At 71.1% G+C, this 16,721-nt stretch carries 19 protein-coding genes and 1 pseudogene; 14 read left to right on the top strand and 6 right to left on the bottom strand.

Annotated elements, in window-relative coordinates; genetic code table 11:
• The first annotated feature begins 21 nt into the window (after positions 1 to 21).
• The 8 genes from ACFYPJ_RS33165 (at position 22) to ACFYPJ_RS33130 (ending at position 6,855) form a co-directional block, all read left to right on the top strand.
• Positions 22 to 930 carry a phosphorothioated DNA-binding restriction endonuclease gene (locus tag ACFYPJ_RS33165; protein WP_389025191.1) on the top strand — a complete coding sequence of 303 codons (909 nt, stop codon included), beginning with the start codon at positions 22 to 24 and terminating at the stop codon, positions 928 to 930.
• 271 nt (positions 931 to 1,201) lie between these two features.
• Positions 1,202 to 1,903: an SDR family NAD(P)-dependent oxidoreductase gene (locus ACFYPJ_RS33160; protein WP_389025189.1), complete on the top strand. Its 702-nt coding sequence runs from the start codon at positions 1,202 to 1,204 to the stop codon at positions 1,901 to 1,903.
• Between the two features lie 267 nt (positions 1,904 to 2,170).
• Positions 2,171 to 2,488 (top strand): hypothetical protein, encoded by a 318-nt coding sequence (locus ACFYPJ_RS33155; RefSeq protein WP_389025187.1) that lies wholly within the window; start codon positions 2,171 to 2,173, stop codon positions 2,486 to 2,488.
• A 554-nt stretch (positions 2,489 to 3,042) separates the two neighbouring features.
• A complete protein-coding gene (locus tag ACFYPJ_RS33150; RefSeq protein WP_389025185.1) occupies positions 3,043 to 4,794 on the top strand; it encodes a sensor histidine kinase in 1,752 nt (583 codons plus the stop codon).
• Between the two features lie 49 nt (positions 4,795 to 4,843).
• Positions 4,844 to 5,272 carry a roadblock/LC7 domain-containing protein gene (locus ACFYPJ_RS33145; RefSeq protein WP_389025299.1) on the top strand — a complete coding sequence of 143 codons (429 nt, stop codon included), beginning with the start codon at positions 4,844 to 4,846 and terminating at the stop codon, positions 5,270 to 5,272.
• A 2-nt stretch (positions 5,273 to 5,274) separates the two neighbouring features.
• The gene (locus ACFYPJ_RS33140; RefSeq protein WP_389025183.1) at positions 5,275 to 5,652 is read left to right on the top strand and encodes a DUF742 domain-containing protein; all 378 of its coding nucleotides are present in this window, start codon (positions 5,275 to 5,277) and stop codon (positions 5,650 to 5,652) included.
• The gene (locus ACFYPJ_RS33135) at positions 5,630 to 6,232 is read left to right on the top strand and encodes an ATP/GTP-binding protein (RefSeq protein ID WP_389025181.1); all 603 of its coding nucleotides are present in this window, start codon (positions 5,630 to 5,632) and stop codon (positions 6,230 to 6,232) included. The genes ACFYPJ_RS33140 and ACFYPJ_RS33135 overlap by 23 nt, the downstream gene beginning before the upstream one ends.
• Positions 6,233 to 6,261: 29 nt before the next feature.
• Positions 6,262 to 6,855 carry a GAF domain-containing protein gene (locus ACFYPJ_RS33130; RefSeq protein WP_389025179.1) on the top strand — a complete coding sequence of 198 codons (594 nt, stop codon included), beginning with the start codon at positions 6,262 to 6,264 and terminating at the stop codon, positions 6,853 to 6,855.
• A gap of 213 nt (positions 6,856 to 7,068) precedes the next feature.
• Here ACFYPJ_RS33130 and ACFYPJ_RS33125 read toward each other — a convergent pair whose 3' ends face one another.
• The 5 genes from ACFYPJ_RS33125 to ACFYPJ_RS33105 all read right to left on the bottom strand — a co-directional run bounded on the left by ACFYPJ_RS33125 (position 7,069) and on the right by ACFYPJ_RS33105 (position 10,929).
• Entirely contained in the window at positions 7,069 to 8,304 is a 1,236-nt protein-coding gene (locus tag ACFYPJ_RS33125) for an acyl-CoA dehydrogenase family protein (RefSeq protein ID WP_389025178.1), read from the bottom strand.
• 405 nt (positions 8,305 to 8,709) lie between these two features.
• Complete coding sequence (locus ACFYPJ_RS33120; RefSeq protein WP_389025176.1) at positions 8,710 to 9,201, bottom strand: hypothetical protein; 492 nt, start codon at positions 9,199 to 9,201, stop codon at positions 8,710 to 8,712.
• Positions 9,185 to 9,676 carry an RNA polymerase sigma factor gene (locus ACFYPJ_RS33115; protein WP_389025174.1) on the bottom strand — a complete coding sequence of 164 codons (492 nt, stop codon included), beginning with the start codon at positions 9,674 to 9,676 and terminating at the stop codon, positions 9,185 to 9,187. The genes ACFYPJ_RS33120 and ACFYPJ_RS33115 overlap by 17 nt, the downstream gene beginning before the upstream one ends.
• 129 nt (positions 9,677 to 9,805) lie before the next feature.
• A complete protein-coding gene (locus ACFYPJ_RS33110) occupies positions 9,806 to 10,450 on the bottom strand; it encodes a class F sortase (protein WP_389025172.1) in 645 nt (214 codons plus the stop codon).
• Positions 10,447 to 10,929, bottom strand: coding sequence for a sortase-dependent protein (locus ACFYPJ_RS33105; RefSeq protein ID WP_389025170.1), 483 nt, complete (start codon positions 10,927 to 10,929; stop codon positions 10,447 to 10,449). Before ACFYPJ_RS33105 ends, ACFYPJ_RS33110 begins: the two co-directional genes overlap by 4 nt.
• 210 nt (positions 10,930 to 11,139) lie before the next feature.
• Here ACFYPJ_RS33105 and ACFYPJ_RS33100 point away from each other — a divergent pair.
• From ACFYPJ_RS33100 to ACFYPJ_RS33085, 4 genes and pseudogenes are all read left to right on the top strand, one after another.
• A pseudogene (locus ACFYPJ_RS33100) lies at positions 11,140 to 11,721 on the top strand (HhH-GPD-type base excision DNA repair protein); the annotation flags it as partial.
• A 325-nt stretch (positions 11,722 to 12,046) separates the two neighbouring features.
• Complete coding sequence (locus ACFYPJ_RS33095) at positions 12,047 to 12,721, top strand: HdeD family acid-resistance protein (protein WP_389025168.1); 675 nt, start codon at positions 12,047 to 12,049, stop codon at positions 12,719 to 12,721.
• Between the two features lie 79 nt (positions 12,722 to 12,800).
• The gene (locus ACFYPJ_RS33090; RefSeq protein WP_389025166.1) at positions 12,801 to 13,124 is read left to right on the top strand and encodes a hypothetical protein; all 324 of its coding nucleotides are present in this window, start codon (positions 12,801 to 12,803) and stop codon (positions 13,122 to 13,124) included.
• Positions 13,125 to 13,195: 71 nt separating this feature from the next.
• The gene (locus ACFYPJ_RS33085) at positions 13,196 to 13,330 is read left to right on the top strand and encodes a hypothetical protein (protein ID WP_389025164.1); all 135 of its coding nucleotides are present in this window, start codon (positions 13,196 to 13,198) and stop codon (positions 13,328 to 13,330) included.
• Positions 13,331 to 13,648: 318 nt separating this feature from the next.
• Here the strand turns inward: ACFYPJ_RS33085 and ACFYPJ_RS33080 are convergent, their stop codons facing one another.
• The gene (locus ACFYPJ_RS33080; protein ID WP_389025162.1) at positions 13,649 to 15,232 is read right to left on the bottom strand and encodes a helicase HerA-like domain-containing protein; all 1,584 of its coding nucleotides are present in this window, start codon (positions 15,230 to 15,232) and stop codon (positions 13,649 to 13,651) included.
• A 105-nt stretch (positions 15,233 to 15,337) separates the two neighbouring features.
• Here ACFYPJ_RS33080 and ACFYPJ_RS33075 point away from each other — a divergent pair, with 105 nt between their 5' ends.
• A complete protein-coding gene (locus ACFYPJ_RS33075) occupies positions 15,338 to 15,634 on the top strand; it encodes a type II toxin-antitoxin system VapB family antitoxin (protein WP_003955420.1) in 297 nt (98 codons plus the stop codon).
• 195 nt (positions 15,635 to 15,829) lie between these two features.
• The gene (locus ACFYPJ_RS33070) at positions 15,830 to 16,468 is read left to right on the top strand and encodes a LytR C-terminal domain-containing protein (protein WP_389025161.1); all 639 of its coding nucleotides are present in this window, start codon (positions 15,830 to 15,832) and stop codon (positions 16,466 to 16,468) included.
• The last annotated feature ends 253 nt before the right edge of the window (positions 16,469 to 16,721 follow it).

The following is a 16,721-nucleotide window of genomic DNA, read 5'->3' as shown; positions in this document are numbered from 1 at the left end:
GCCGCACTACGATCGCCGTCCATGGACTGGCTGGAGCGCACGGCGAACCTACGGCAGTGGACCAGAAGCGGAACCCGTGCTCCGCACAAGCCGCTGCTTTTCCTGTACGCCCTCGGCCGGTACCAGCGGTCCGGCGACGGTGCGCTGCGCTACAGCGCCGTGGAGGCCGACCTGCGGCGGCTGCTCGCCGAGTACGGCCCGGCAGGCCGGACGTCGCCCGCCTACCCGTTCCACCACCTGGTGAGCGACGGGGTGTGGGAGGTGCGCACCGACCGCGGATCGGGCAGTCCGGGCACCGGGGTGGGTGAGCTGCGGGCCACCGGAGCCGCGGGGCGGCTCGCGCCGGAACTGCGGGCCGCGCTGCGCCGGGAGCCGTCGCTGCTCGGCCGGCTCGCGCGGACCCTGCTCGACCTGAACTTTCCCCCCTCCCTGCACGGGGAACTGTGCGAGGCGGTCGGCCTGGAGCTGGAGGCGGAGCCGGTACCTGCGGCCGAGCTTCTCCGGGCCGTGCCGCGGCAGCGGCAGCGGGATCCGCGGATGCGGGAGCGGGTCCTGACGGCGTACGAGTACCGGTGCGCGTTCTGCGGCTACGACGGCCGGATCGGTGCGGTGCCGGTCGGGCTGGAGGCCGCGCATGTGCGGTGGTGGGCGTTCGACGGGCCGGACGAGGTCGACAACGGACTGTGCCTGTGCTCGCTGCACCACAAGCTGTTCGACAAGGGTGTCCTCGGCATCGGGGACGGTCATCGCATCCTGGTCTCCCAGCGCTTCGTCGGCCACAGCCCCGCCGCCCGCGAACACGTCCTGGCACTCGCGGGACGCCCGCTCATCGGCCCCCAGCCGGGCGCCCGGACCGTCGCGCCGGACCACCGGTCCTGGCACACCAGCCAGGTCTTCCACGGCGACCCGCGGCCGGCAGCCGCCGTATGACCTCGGCGTCGGCGGGCGGCGCCGCGCCCCGTCCCGGCCTTTCGCCGCGCGGGAAGACAAGGCGGGGCGACGACGCTCGTACAACGCGTCCCAGCTGAGCAGCCGGGGCGGGTGCACAGGGAGCAGGAGCAGCAAAAAAGCAGGTGACAGGGGCGCGGGGAACGGATTCCGGCGAGTGCGTGCGGTCGCACGGGCCGGTGCGCGGGCGCTGAGCGCGAGCGGAACAAGAGAGACAAAGAGAACGACAAAGAGATACAGGGAGGGTGTCGGTATGACCGTGACACTGATCACCGGAGCGAACAAGGGGCTGGGCTACGAGACCGCCCGCCGGTTGGTCGCGCAGGGGCACACCGTCTACGTCGGCGCCCGGAGCACCGAGCGCGGGGAGGCGGCCGCGGGCCGGCTCGGGGCACGGTTCGTACGGCTCGACGTGACCGACGACGACTCGGTGCGGTCCGCGCTGAACGTGATCGAAGAGGCGGAGGGACGCCTGGACGTCCTGGTCAACAATGCCGGGACCACGGGGGGCCCGCCCGGAGCCGAGGGCATCACCGGCGCCGGTGCGCTGCGCGTGTTCGACACGAACGCCATCGGCGTGGTCCGCACCACCCAGGCCGCGCTGCCGCTGCTGCGCAAGTCGGACAACCCGGTCGTGGTGAACGTCTCCAGCGGCCTCGGCTCGTTCTGGGCCGTCACCAACCCCGGGCTCATGGAGTCGCGGGACGCCTACGTGGTCTACGCGGCGAGCAAGGCCGCGGTCTCGATGCTGACGGTGCAGTACGCCAAGGCGCTTCCGGGATTCAAGGTGAACGCGGTCGAGCCGGGTTACACCGCCACCGACCTCTCCGGTGGCCCCGGAAACGGCGGCCGGCCGGTCGAGGAGAATGCCGAGGTCATCGTGCGAATGGCAACCCTCGGGCCGGACGGTCCCACCGGTACGTTCCAGCAGAACTCCGGGGAACTGCCCTGGTGAGCCACCCGGGGCCGGAGAGGGTGCGTCACCTCAACGGGTGAACAGCGCCCGGCACCGGTCCCCGGGCCGAAAACCCACGTGATCGCGGCTTCCGGGCCGCGTACGGCCACTCGGCACCGGCCCGGGCCGGACCCGGGGATGCACGGCGGCGAGGCGCTCGGGTGGTCCGTTCAGCCGATCCGGTGTTACCTGGTGCGAGGGGACACACCGGTATGAGTGAGGACTCACCGGGGCAAAGGAGGCCGAAATATGCGCAGGAAACCGGTCATGCGAACCTTGGCCGCCACTCTCCTCGCAGGCGGTGCAATCGTCGGAACGGGAGCGGCAGCCAGCCCGGCCTCAGCCGCGGTGCCCACGCACGGTGTCGCGGCGCTGTCCCACAGCAGCCTGCCGAACGGCGGCGGCGGCGGTAGATGCCGCGGCGGCCGTGGCTGCGGGTTCGGGGTCGGATACGGCTTCGGCTACGCGCCGTTCGGGTTCAGCCCCTTCGGGTACGGGGTCGGGTACGGCTTCGGGTACGGCTACGGCAACGGGTACGGCTACGGCTACGGCAACAACAGCCCGGTGGTGATCGTCGTCCGGTGACGGATCGACGGCATCGGGAGCGCCGGCCCACGGCGAGTGCCTGACAGAGCGGAAAGCGGAGGCTCCGGCCGGACGGCCGGAGCCTCCGTGCTGCCGGAACCTTCGCGCCGCCGGAGCCTCCGTGCCGGTGGGATCCTCGGCGGGTAATCGGTTCAAGAGCGGGCCCCGGGAAGAGGAGTTTCACCAATATTTCACCGACTCGGGTTTCCCTGCTGTTACGGAGTCCGCCTGAATCGTTTTGGTGGGTCACTCCCCGCTATCTGCGATAGCCGCGATTACGTCACTCGAAGGAGGGTGGCGTAGGGTGGCTGTTCTAATAACTGTCTGATTCCATGCCGGAGTTGACGGTTGGTCCGCGCTGCGCGCCGTGTGTCCCCACCTGCATGCCCGAGAGGACTCCGATGCCCGAAACCCCGCCCTATGCAGTGCGTTCAGAGCCCGGCCGGGTGACGGCGACGGCTACGGCGCAGCACAGACACGCCAGGCCCCCCACTCGGGACACGCCGAATGATTCGGCCATTCGCTCTCAGCACTCGTCCGTCGTCCGGCTCGCGGTGCTGCCCGCGACGCTCATGGCGCTCCTCGCGCTCGTCGTGGTGTTCGTCGTCCTGCGCACCCAGGCGGGGACCGCCGACGCGACCACCTGGGCCGTACTCACCAGCGGCGCCGTCCTCGGCTGCGCCGTGCTCGCCGGTGCCTGGCACTACGGCCGCGCCGCGAACCGCTCGGTGGCACAGGGATACGCGTCGCTGCGCAAGGTCATCGCGGGTGCCCAGGCCGACCTCCAGGACGTGCTGCGCCGGCTGGAGCAGGGCGAGCAGATGGAGCAGCCGCCGTTCACGCACCAGGCCCCGTCGCAGAAAGATCCGCTCGCCCGCATCGCGTACGAGATCAACGTCGGCATGTGGCAGGCCCGGACCGCGGTCGCGCGGACGGCGCAGTTCTCCCGCGCCTCCTCACCGGACAGCGAGGAGAAGGTCGAGGTCTTCGTCAACCTCGCCCGGCGCCTGCAGTCGCTCGTGCACCGCGCGATCAACATGCTCGACCAGCTGGAGAACGAGGTCGAGGACCCGGACCTGCTCAAGGGCCTCTTCCACGTCGACCATCTGGCCACCCGCATCCGCCGCCACGCGGAGAACGTCGCCGTGCTCGGCGGCTCGGTGTCCCGTCGGCAGTGGACCCGCCCGGTGACCCTGACCGAGGTGCTGCGTTCGTCGATCGCCGAGGTCGAGCACTACTCGCGGGTCAAGCTGGTGCCGCCGATCGAGGGCACCCTGCGCGGCCACGCCGTCGCCGACGTCATCCACCTGCTGGCCGAACTCGTCGAGAACGCCACGATGTTCTCCGAGCCGCACACCCAAGTCCTGCTGCGCGCCCAGCGGGTGACCGCCGGGCTCGCCATCGAGGTCGAGGACCGCGGCCTGGGCATGACCCTGCAGGAGCAGACGCGCATCAACACGCTGCTCGCCGAACCGGACCGGATCGACCTCAGCAAGCTGCTCGCCGACGGCCGTATCGGCCTGTACGTGGTGTCCGCGCTGGCCCGCCGGCACGGCATCGCGGTACGGCTGCAGAGCAATATCTACGGCGGTATCCAGGCCATCCTGGTCATTCCGCGCGGCCTGATCGGCGAGGAGCCGGGCGAGGCCACGGCCCAGGCGTCCGGCGAGGTACCCCCGCACGCCCAGGCCCAGGTCCCGCAGGCCCAGGTCCCGCAGACGCAGCCCCAGGCCCACGCCGAGATCCCCCAGCCGCAGGCCCAGACCCAGGTTCCGCAGGCGCAGGCGCAGGTCCAGATTCCCGCGCAGCGCCAGGCCCACGCCCAGGTCCCGCAGGCGCAGGCCCAGATGCCCATGCAGACCCAGGCCCAGATCGCGCAGGCGCAGGCCCAGGCACAGATACCCGCGGGCCACGGGCACGGACTCGGGCACGAGCACACGAGTCAGCTGCCCGCCGCGCAGCACCAGGCCGGGCCCGCCGCAGCCGCCCAGGCCGGTGCCCAGCAGCCCGGCATGCCGCAGACCCGGACCGCCGCCGCACCCGCGCAGCACTACGCCCCGCCCGCGGCGGCACCCTACGACCACGGTTCCCCGTACGGCGGCGGCAACGCCCTCGACGACCGGCCCCGGTTGCCGCAGCGCCGCGCGCAGGAACACCTGGTGGCGGAGTTGCGCAACGGCCCCGTCACCCGCCGGGACGACGATCACGAGGTGGAGCACGATCCTGGACTGATGGCCAGCTTCCAGCGCGGAGTCAGCCTCGCCGACCACGAACCCGATGAGCCTCCCTTCGACAGCTCTCGCTGACCTCAGGCTCGGTACTTGTAGCAAGGAGAAGAACGCCACCGTGAGCGACATGCATGCCGGCCAGTCGAAGAATCTGGACTGGCTCCTGGCCGGCCTCGTCCAGCGGGTCCCCTATACCCGCAGTGCCCTTCTGCTGTCTTCCGACGGGCTGGCGAAAGCCTACGACGGGCTGGAAACAGTTGCCGAAGCAGAACACCTGGCCGCCCTGGCGTCCGGCCTGCACTCGCTCGCCCGCAGCGCGGGCATGCAGTTCGCCCAGGGTGCCGATGTGCGGCAGGTGGTGGTCGAACTGGACTCCGCGCTGCTGTTCGTGTGCGCGGCGGGTTCCGGGGCATGCCTGGCGGTCCTCGCCGACCGGGAGGCCGACGCGGCGGTGCTCGGCTACGAGATGGCCATGCTGGTCAAGAGCGTTCGCCCGTACCTCGCCACGCCGATCCGCCAGCAGGCGGCCGGCGTCTCGATGGATCCGGGGCGCTGAGAATGACGGACGCCGAGGACGCTTCGTGGCTCGATGACGACGCCGGGCGGTTAGTACGTCCGTACACGGTCAGCAACGGTCGCACCCAGCCCTCGTCCCACTTCGACCTGCTCACCATGGTGATGGCCACCGGGACCCGGCCGCACACCTACCTCGGCCCGGACTACGACCAGGTCCTCGCGCTGTGCGGGGTGCCCATGTCGGTGGCCGAGGTGTCCGCCCATCTGCGGCTGCCGGCCGTCATCACCAAAGTTCTGCTCTCCGACCTCGTGACGCACCAGGCGCTCACCACCCGGGCACCGCACGTCGTAGAGGCGGCCTCCCCGACCGACCGAAACCTCCTGGAGGCGGTGCTGCATGGCCTTCGCAAGCGGCTCTGACCCCTTTCCGACCGCCCTGAAGATCCTCATCGCCGGAGGCTTCGGGGTCGGCAAAACCACCTTCGTCGGAGCGGTCAGCGAGATCGAGCCCCTGAGCACCGAGGAGTTGCTGACCTCGGTCAGCGCTCGCACGGACAGCCTGGTGGGCATCGAGGACAAGTCGACCACGACGGTGGCGATGGACTTCGGCCGTATCACGCTGAGCGCGGACCACATCCTGTATCTGTTCGGCACGCCCGGGCAGGAACGGTTCTGGTTCATGTGGGACGAGTTGTCCAACGGGGCGCTGGGCGCGGTGGTCCTCGCCGACACCCGGCGCCTGGACCACTGCTTCGCCGCCGTCGACTTCTTCGAGCGGCGCGGCATCAGGTTCATCGTGGCGGTCAACGAGTTCGACGGCGCCTACCGCTACGACGCCGACGAGGTACGTGCGGCCCTCGCGCTCAAACCCGACACACCCGTCGTGATGTGCGACGCGCGGCAGTGCAACTCCGGAACCCGCGTGTTGATCGATCTCGTCAAGCACCTGCTCGTATCGGCTCCCGGCAATGTGCCCGCGGAGCTCAACCCGTCGCGCTGAACCCTCAGCCCGACCGAATGGAGCCCTGCATGTCAGCCCCGGTTCCCTACAACACCTCCTACGACCCGACCAGCCATCTGCTGCTCACCCCGGAGGACCGGGACGCGCCCGCCCGGGTGGCCCGGCTGCGCGAACTGGGCCTGGGGGAACTCCCCATGCCGGAGTTCGACGAGTTCGCGCGCAATCTCGCGCACACCACCGGCGCCCCGTTCTCGATGGTCAACTTCATCGACGAGAACCGGCAGTACTTCGCCGGTCTGTACGCCGCCGGCCGGCCGGGCGTGCAACTGGAGTCGCCGCAGCAGCAGCCCCAGGTGGGCCGGACGATGACCCGTGACCAGGGCTACTGCCCGCACGTCGTGGTCCGCAAGAAGGCGCTGGTGCTGGAGGACGTCTGCGACTATCCGCGGTTCGCCGGGAACCCCGTCGTGGACGAGATCGGCATCCGCTCCTACATGGGCGCCCCGCTGATCGACCGGAAGACCGGTATGGCCCTGGGCACGATCTGCGTCGTGGACACGGACACCCACCCGTGGGGCCGGGAGGGTCTGGCGACCATCAAGTCGCTGGCCGAGCAGCTCTCCGACCGGATCCACCAGTTGGAGACCCGGGGCACCATCTGAGCCGTACCGGTACGGGGCGGGGTGCCGCCGCGTGCGGCCGGGCCCTGAAACCGGATGTGCGAGAGCCGCGGACACGACCCCGTGTCCGCGGCTCCCTTGCGTGACACCGTGTCCGCGGCTCCCTTTCGCTTTCCTACAGGTCCCTATCGCTCAAGCGGATCCCCGCTGCTCGGCCACTCACCCGAATCCCTGCCGCTCACAAGAATGCTGCCGTCAGGCCGGGTGGCCGACCGTCTCCAGCTGGCCCAGCCGGCGGCGCGGTTCGACGGTGCGGACGAGGTCGGCCAGCCGCTCGGACCACTGGCCCTTCTCGGTGCCCAGGGCGACCTCGCCGAGTCTCAGCAACTGGATGTCGGAGGTACCGGCAGGGGCGTAGATGTGCTGGGCGTCGCGCAGATAGCGCTCCACCGGACGGTCGGTGAACAGGCCGCTCGCGGCATGGATCTCCATGGCATCGCGGGCCGACTCGACGGACGTCTCGTAATTGACGTATTTGGCATTCATCAATTCCGCATCGCAGGGCAGCCCCTGATCGAGCAGATGCACGGCGTGGTAAGCGGCCAGCCGGGCCGTCATCAGGCGGGACTTCATCCTGCCGAGCTTCAGTTTGATGCTGTTGAGCTGGGCCAGCGGGGCGCCGTACCGCTCGCGCTCGATGCACAGGGCGGTGGTCTCCTCAAAAGCGGCCTGGTGGATGCCGAGCGAGACCGCCGTCAGGTTCGGCCGGCCGTACAGCACGCTCGACGAGTAGGCGACGGCCAGGCCCTTGCCCTCCCCGCCGAGCAGATTGGCCGCCGGCACCCGGCAGTTGTCGAAGATCAGCTCACCGAAGCTGAAGCCGTGCAGGCCCATCGCCCTCTGGTGGGGAGCGAGCGAGAAACCCGGGCGGTCGGACTCGACGAGAAAGGCGGACAGCCCCTTCGAACCCTCGCCGGTGCGTACCACCACACCGTGCACGTCGCCGACGTGGCTGTTGCCCACGAAGACCTTGCGGCCGTTGAGTATGTAGTCGTCGCCGTCGCGGACGGCGGTGCTGGCCATGCCGAGGACGTGGCCGCCCGACTCCGGCTCGGTGGTCGCGATCGTCGGCAGGCAGTCGCCCGCGGCGATGCGCGGCAGCCAGGTCCGTTTCTGCAGCGCGTTGCCGAAATGGATGATCTTGGCTACGCCCAACTGGGAGGCCTGCACCATCGCCCCCATCGCCCCGCAGACGCGGGCGAGTTCTTCAATGATGATGGTCTTGGCCAGATGTCCGGCCCCCATCCCGCCGTACTCCCGGCCGATGGTCACGCCGATCCAGCCCTGCCGGGCGATGAGCCCGGACAGTTCGTACGCGACCGCACGAGAAGTTTCCATATCGGATATTCGCGGACGCACTTCTCGCTCGGCGAACTCCCGCACGTGGCGCCGCAGATCCTCGTGCCACCCGCTGGTGAAATAGCGTTCCAAAACCCCTCCAACACGCTGCCTCCGAACCCGGCTGGATCCAGAGGTCGTTCGCAGGCAGTGGTTCCTCGCCTCAGGCTGACCGCCCAAAGAATTGTCTAGTTATCGATCCATCTCAGCCAAGATCAGTTGGAGAAGTTGACTGGAATACGGCATCTTGCGCTCCCTCGTGTGGGTGCGGTACGGCGGCCCGCCTGCTCACAACCGAACACACTACGGAGTGAAACCACTCATGGATGAACAGGGGTTACCAAGATCGGGACGCAGGCTAGCCCACCAGGCAATTGCCTGGTGGGCTAGCCGGATAGGGCGCCGACAATCAGTCACCAACCGCATGGCCGATAAGAGAGTCGGTTCCGCTTTCTTCGCACGATCCACCGACGTAGATCGGCCAAGGTTCGGGAACGGTCAGCGGTGGACGGGCCGCTCGGAGGCGGGGGCGTCCCCGGGCGCGGCACCGGACGCGGTCCGCGACGGCGGTTCCAGGGTGTCGCGGGACCGCACGTCCGGCGGCACCCTGGGGTCGCCGGGCGCGGTGACGCGGCCGGGGCCCGCGTCCTGGGACGCCGGGACCGGCGTCGGCACCGTGGTCCGGACCGGAGACGGGGTCGCAGACGGCGCCGGCGTCCGCATGGTCGAGGACGGCGGGGCCAACGGAACCGTCGGGGAAGCGGGGGCGGACGAGGCCGACAGGTGCAGGGGCAGCGCGACGAGGGCGGCCACCGCACAGGTCAGGCCGGCGCCGGCCGCGGCACGGAGCAGCCGGCGGCGGGCCGCGGCCCGGCGGACCGCCGCGTAGCGGCCGGGGGGCGGCCCTAGGTGCTCGGCCGGGGGCCGCAGGATCACCGCGAGCGGGTCGTCGGGCGCGAACTCCGGGTCGTCGTCAAACCGTGTGGTCAAGGCTTCTCCTCAGGTGGACGCGGAGCAGTTCCCGGGCCGCGTGCAGATCGGCCTTGACGGTTCCTTCCTTGCGTCCGGTCAGCACGGACACCTCCCGGATCGGCATGTCAGCGTAGTAGTGGAGGAGGATCGGGACGCGCAGTCGTTCCGGCAGGGACTGCACCAGGAGACGTACCGAAGGATCCGGCGCCTCGGCGTGCGGGCGGACGGCGGCCTCCGTGCGGGCCCGGCGTACGGCCCTGCGCTCGCGCTCCAGTTTGCGCCAGTGGTCGCGGACGAGGTTGGCCGCGGTGACGTACAGGAAACCGCGGGGCTCGTCGACGGACGTCCAGCGGGCCCAGAGCCGGGTGAACGCCTCCGAGGCGATCTCGTGCGCCGTCTCGTCGTCGTCGACGAGCCGGCGGCACCAGCCGGCGAGACGTGGGTACAGGGCGGCGAACAGTTCGGACGCTGCCGTGTCGCGGGACCGTTTCAACGCTCTCCTGGGTCGTACTGCCCCTCGGGGGCACCGGTGGGGGGTGGGACGGTGGCGCCCGAGGGGAAAGATGCCGGGCCCGCGGTGTCGCGTTCCGCGGGCCCGGCCGCGGCCCCGGGCGCCGGCGGGTCAGGGCACGGTGGCGCGGAGCGCGGCGAACACGAGCACGTTGTCGGAGTAGCCGTCACCGGTACGGGGCCCGCCGCAGGTGATGAGCCGCAACTCGGGCCGGTCCACGTCGCCGTAGACCTCGTCCGCCGGGAAGTCCGCCTTGGGGACCGTCCGTACGCGGGTGACGGCGAACTCCGCCTGTGTGCCGTTCTCCAGGGCCGCCACGATCTTCTCGCCGGCGCGCAGCCGGGCCAGGTGGCGGAAGACGCCGTCCCCGTAGGAGCCGACCGTGACATGGCCGAGGACGACCGACGGCCCCACCTGGCCGGGCGTCGGCGAGTTCCGGTACCAGCCCGCCCGGTCGTGCGCGGTGACCGGGGGGACCTGGACGGTGCCGTCGGGCGCCAGGCCCAGTTGCAGCAGCGGGGTGTCGACGCCGATGGCCGGGATCCGCAGCCGGACCGGGACCGAACGGCCGAGCGGCCGGGGCGCGTTGCCCGCGCCCCCGGCCGTGGCGGGCGACCCGCCCGCCACGGCCCCGCCGCCACCGGCCCCGGCCGCCTTCCCTGCTCCGTCCCCGCGGTCCCCGCCGTTCCCCCCGCAGCCCGCGAGCAGCATGGCCAGCGCCGCGGTGGCGAAGGAGCGCCTGGAGAGCGCGGTCATGCCCCGGTGGTCCCGGCGGCCCGCCGACGGCGTACGACGAAGACCGCACCGCCCGCCGCGACGAGCGCCGCGGCGGCGCCCCCGCCGAGCAGCCCGTCCCACGAACCGGACGCCGAGGACGGCGCCACCACTCCGGTGTCGGGCGCCCCCTTGGGCACGACGGTGACCTGGCCCGGCGCCCGTGTCGCGGGCGAGGGAACCGGGCTCGGAGCGGACGTACCTGCCCTGGTCTGGGCCGGATCGGTGCCCTTCGGCGAGGACGGAACGGGGGTGGCGTCCCTCGGCGAGGACGGAACGGGGGTGGCGTCCCTCGGCGAGGACGGAACGGGGGTGGCGTCCCTGGGCTGGGCCGGAACGGGGGTGGCGTCCCTGGCCGGGGCCGGCACCGGCGTGGCCGGCCCGTCGGCGAACGCGGGCGCGGCGCCCGCCAGCACGGCAGTGGCGGCAAATGCCGCGAGGGTCAGAACAGTTCGGCGCATCGGATCGGTTCCTCTCGTCTCTCCGCCCGTGGTCGGCGGGCGGTGGTGGATCGAGCGGAGAGACGAGCCGGCAGGGGAACGGGTTGTAAAAGGATGGCAAAGTCCGGAAGGGGGCGGGAGGACGCGACCCGGCACCACACGGCCACCCGGCCGAACGGCACACCCGCTCCTTGACGCGCGACCCGGGCCGGCGCACGGCAGCATCGGACCATGGACGTGACACTGCACCTCGCCCAGGATCCCGAGGCCGACGCACTGCTCGGCCGCAGTCCGCTCGCCGCGCTGATCGGCATGCTGCTGGACCAGCAGGTGCCGATGGAGTGGGCGTTCCAGGGGCCGGCGACCATCGCGCGACGACTCGGCACCGACGACCTGGACGCCCACGAGATCGCCGCCCAGAACCCGGAGTCCTTCGCCGCACTGCTCACCGGGAAACCGGCCGTGCACCGCTACCCCGGCGCCATGGCGAAGCGGATCCAGCAGCTGTGCCAGTACCTCGTCGACCACTACGACGGAGACACCGAGGCCGTCTGGCGGGACGTCACCGGCGGGGCCGAACTGCTGAAGCGGCTGGAGGACCTGCCCGGGTTCGGACGGCAGAAGGCACAGATCTTCCTCGCACTGCTGGGCAAACAGCTCGGAGTACGCCCCGAGGGCTGGCGCGAGGCCGCCGGCGCGTACGGGGAGGCGAAGTCCCACCGCTCCGTCGCCGACATCACCGGGCCCGCGTCGCTGGCCAAGGTGCGGGCGTACAAGCAGGAAATGAAGGCGGAGGCGAAGACGGCGAAGACGGTCACCGGAACGACGCCGACGACGGCCGGTAGGACGGCGAAGAAGGCCGGCACGGCGAAGCGGACGGGCGGTACGACGGAGAAGGCCGGTGGGACGGCGAAGAAGGCCGGTGGGGCGGAGAGGGCCAAGACCGCCGAGAAGCCGGGGAAGCCCGAGAAGGGCGGGAAGCCCGAGAAGTCATCCGGTCTGTCAGGGAAGCCCGGGAGATCGACCCCCGGGACCCCCCGAAGCTCCCGAAGCTCTGGAAAATAGCGTCAGGCCGGTGTGTCAGCCGGGTGGCCCGTCCCGGGTGGCGGGTCACCCGGGGCCGGTCCAAGCATGGAGCATGACCGAGCCACCGAGCAGCGGCTCCAACTGGGGCCCCGAGTACGACGACCGCAAGGTCCACGCGACCCACCCCGCAACCGCGACCGGCCGCCACGAACCCGAACCGCCATTCGAGGGACCACTGCACGCCCTGTCGCGCGCCGCCTGGCAGGTCGTCCTGCTCACCGGCGTCGCCTCGTTCATCCTGGGCATCCTCGTCCTGGTCTGGCCAGGCGTCTCGTTGCTCATCGCCGGTGTGCTGTTCGGCATCTACCTGGTGGTGAGCGGCATCTTCCAGTTGTCCGCCGCCTTCGGCACGCACAAGGCGACCTCGCTGCGCGTGCTCGCCTTCATCAGCGGCGCGCTGTCGATCGTGCTGGGCCTGTTCTGCTTCCGCGGGCCGTTGCAGTCGCTCCTGCTGCTCGCCCTGTGGATCGGCATCGGCTGGCTGATCCGCGGCATCACCCAGACCCTGGCCGCGGCCTCCGACGGCGCCATGCCCGCGCGGGGCTGGCAGATCTTCCTCGGGGTCATCACCTTCATCGCCGGGATCGTGCTGATCGTCTCGCCGTTCGATTCGATCGCCATCCTCACCGTGGTCGCCGGGGCCTGGCTGGTCGCCGTCGGCATCGTCGAGATCATCGCGTCCATCGGCATCCACAACCACGCCCGCCAGGTGCCCCGCGTCGTGTGACGACGCTCCGCACGCCGCGCGAGCGGATCCCGCAGCCATCGCGATGAACGCCGAACGCCCCGCGGGGAGACGACCTTCCATGAGCAGCGCGCGCACCTCCCAGTCCGGCCGGGCCTGGCTGCGGGTGCTCGTGCTGCTGCTGGCGCTGCTGCTGCCGGGCGCCCACACCGAGGCGCACGCGGCACCGCTCGTCGCCGGCGGCGTCGTCCAGCACGACGGCTTCGACACGGCCCTGCGGCCACCGTCCCGGGCCACCCACCACCCCCTGGCGGCCGTGCGCCCCGCACCCCTCGCCAACCCGCCTGCCACCGACCCGCACGGGCGTCCCCTCCCTCTGTCGCCCCTGTCGCCCCGGCCGCCGCACGCCCTGCGCGCCCGTTGTTCCGTGGTCCTGCGCTGCTGAGACGGACCCGCCCTCCCCCGGTCCGTCAGTACCCCAGGCAGTACACACGAGGAACCACGAGGAACACGGCCATGCCCTCAGACCCGTACGCGGTCCTGCGCGCCCTCCTGCGCGCGGAGGCCCTGCGCAGCGCACCGAAACCGGATACGGACAAACCGAAGCCGCAGCAGCAACCCGCGAAGCGGCCACGCGGCTGGCGCGATTGAGCCGTCGGCACGAACACGATCGACATCATCGACACGGTGGACGCGATCGACGCGATGGGGCCGGACGTCATACGGGACCCGTCCCCATCACGTCGGCTCCATCACCTCGGCTCCATCACCGCCATGGGATCGCCTGCGATCGTCCGTGCGCCCTAACCGCCCCACCCCACACATCCGCATCCCCACACCTCCGCATCCCCGCAGCCCGCGCCCACGAAGCTCAAGGCCACCCCCGAAACTCAACGCCTCACACGCAGCTCAACGCCTCCCACGCAGCTCAACGGCCCCCCGTGAAGCCCAACGCGCGCCCCCCGAACCTCAACGCCTCCTGCGGGCCGTGCCGAACAGGGTGCGGGTGATCTCCCGCCCGAGCTGCGTGCCCACGGAACGGGCGAGGGACTTGAACATGCCACTGTCCACGACTTGTTCGACCAGGGTCGGCTCCTGCTTCGGCGCCCTGCCCCGCGCCGGGGCCTGCGGCTGATCCGTCCGCTGCCGCTCCTGCGCCGCCGTCAGTTTCTCGTACGCCGACTCGCGGTCCACAGCCTGTGCATAACGCCCGTACAACGGCGACTCCCGCACGGCCCGGTCCAGGACGGCGGCGTCGACCGGGCCCATCAGGGACTCCGGCGCGCGCAACCGGGTCGCGGCGACCGGGGTCGGGGCCCCCTTCTCGCTGAGTACGGTGACCACGGCCTCGCCGGTGCCGAGGCCGGTGAGCAGTTCTTCGAGGTCGTACGCCGAGTTCGGGAACGTCTTCACGGTGGCCCTCAGGGCCTTCTGGTCCTCCGGAGTGAAGGCCCGCAGCGCGTGCTGGACCCGGTTGCCGAGCTGCGCGAGGACGTCGGACGGCACGTCCTTCGGGGTCTGGGTGACGAAGAAGACACCGACCCCTTTCGAGCGAATGAGCCGCACGGTCTGCGTGATCGAGTCCAGGAACGCCTTGGACGCGCCGTCGAACAGCAGGTGTGCCTCGTCGAAGAAGAAGACCAGCTTCGGCTTGTCCACGTCGCCGACCTCGGGAAGGTCGTGGAAGAGATCGGCGAGCAGCCACATCAGGAAGGTCGAGAACAACTGCGGCCGGTCCTGCACGGCGGGCAGTTCGAGGACGGAGACGATGCCGCGGCCGTCGTCCGCGGCGCGCAGGAAGTCGCCCGGTTCGAACTCCGGTTCACCGAAGAAGTCGGCCATGCCCTGCGCCTCGAAGGCGGTGAGGGAGCGCAGGATCACCCCGGCCGTCGCCGTCGACAGGCCACCGATCGTCTTCAGTTCCGCCCGGCCCTCGTCGGAGGTCAGGAACGCGACGACCGCCCTGAGGTCCTTGAGGTCGAACAGTTCGAGGCCCTTGGTGTCGGCGTAGTGGAAAATCAGGCCGAGCGACTGCTCCTGGGTCTGGTTGAGCCCGAGCACCTTGGACAGCAGTACGGGGCCGAAGCTGGTGACCGTGGCCCGGACCGGGATGCCGTGACCCACGCCGCCGAGGGCGAAGAACTCGGCGGGGAAGCCCGTCGCCGTCCACTGCTGGTGCACGTCCGCCGCGCGACCCTGCACCCGAGCGTCCCCGGTGCCCGGCGCCGAGATCCCGGACAGATCCCCCTTCACGTCGGCCAGGAACACCGGGACCCCCTGCGCCGACAACTGCTCGGCGATCAGCTGCAGGGTCTTGGTCTTGCCGGTGCCGGTGGCACCCGCGACCAGACCGTGCCGGTTGAGCATCGGGAGCGGGATGCGGATCTGCGCGTCGGGCAGGCACAGTCCGTCCCACAGCAGGGCGCCGAGATCCAGCGCCGGGCCGGCGAAGGCGTACCCGGCGGCGATCTCCAAGGCGTCCTTCGGCAGGGCGGGAGCGCTCCCGCGCGTCTCCCGGGACGCGGCCGACCGCGCGGTCTCGCTGTCACTCATCTCGGACCCCTGTTCCCGATATGCCCTGATTTAGGACGCCTTTTCCAGCGTCGCACTCCGCCGCCACGGCTGCGCCCGGAACGTGTTGACCGGTAGGCTTTCCGTGTGATCTTCAAGCGCATCGGAAACGGCCGGCCGTACCCCGACCACGGCCGGGAGAGCACCCGGCAGTGGGCGGACGTCGCACCGCGCCCGGTCCGCCTCGATCAGCTCGTGACGACCAAGGGCCAACTCGACCTGGAAACGCTCCTTGCCGAGGACTCGACCTTCTACGGCGACCTCTTCGCGCACGTAGTGAAGTGGCAGGGCGACCTCTACCTGGAGGACGGCCTGCACCGAGCGGTCCGTGCGGCCCTCCAGCAGCGCCAGGTGCTGCACGCACGCGTGCTCGAACTGGGCTGACCCGCAACCCTGGGCCGAACCACTGGCCCGCAACCCCGGGCCGAACCACGGGCCCACCAGCCGGCCGAACCACGGGTCCCCACCCCGGACCCATCGGACACTTCCGGCCGGGCCGTTGACCCTTTCGGGTTCTCCTGCCCGCCATGGAATGATCATCTAGTAGGCACGGCAGCCCAGGCCCACTACGCTGCGGCCATGAGCATGCTGACTCCCCCCGGCATGGGCGGCAAGTACCGGATCACGGGGGACAAGTTCCCCAGGATGCGCCCTCGGCGGCGACGCGGCAGGCTCGTGTTCGGATTGATGGCCGTGGTCGCCGTACTAGCCCTGATCGGCTGGGGCACCTGGCAGCTCATCGACGTCTTCACCGGCGGGAACAAAGCCTCGGCGGCGAACGCCGAGCCGGACTGCCCCACCGGAACCGCCGCCTCGGCGAGCCCGGCCGCGGCAGTCCCCCGGCCCGCCAGCATCACCGTGAACATCTACAACGCCACGACGCGCACCGGCCTCGCGAAGAGCACCGCGGACGAGCTGAAGAAACGCGGCTTCAAGATCGGCGAGGTCGGCAACGCGCCGTCCCAGTTCGACCAGAAGATCAAGGGCACCGGCGTACTGCTCGGCCCCGTCTCCGCGCGAAACAGCACGCTGCCCGTCCTCGCCACCCAACTCGGCGACGCAGAGCGTCGTACCGACACCGGACGCAAGGGCACCGCCCTGGACCTGATCATCGGCACCGCCTTCAGGGGTCTCGCGACCCCGGCGGACGCCGAAAAGGCGCTTGCCGCGCTGACCACGCCCAAGACGGCGCCCGTCACGTCGAAGAACGACTGCTGAAGCACCCCCGCGGTCGCCCGCGGCGGGAAGGGGACGGGGCGGGGGGTGTCCGCCCGCAGCGGCCGGCATCCGTCACCGGATCCTCACCATCGGGCGTCGCCGCCGGTCCGAGGACGGACACCCCCCGCCCCCGCCCCCCCCCCCCCCCCCACACCCCGGCGCGACCCCACCCCCCCCCCCCCCCCCCCCCGCGCCCCCGGCCCCCCCCGCCCCCCCCCCCCCCCCCACGGCCCCCCCCCCCCCCCCCCCCCCC

The sequence above is a fragment of the Streptomyces sp. NPDC006012 genome (assembly GCF_042871185.1).
Classification (GTDB): Bacteria; Actinomycetota; Actinomycetes; order Streptomycetales; family Streptomycetaceae; genus Streptomyces.
Note: the sequence above shows the minus strand (reverse complement) of the source record. Positions and strands in the feature narration are given on the sequence as shown.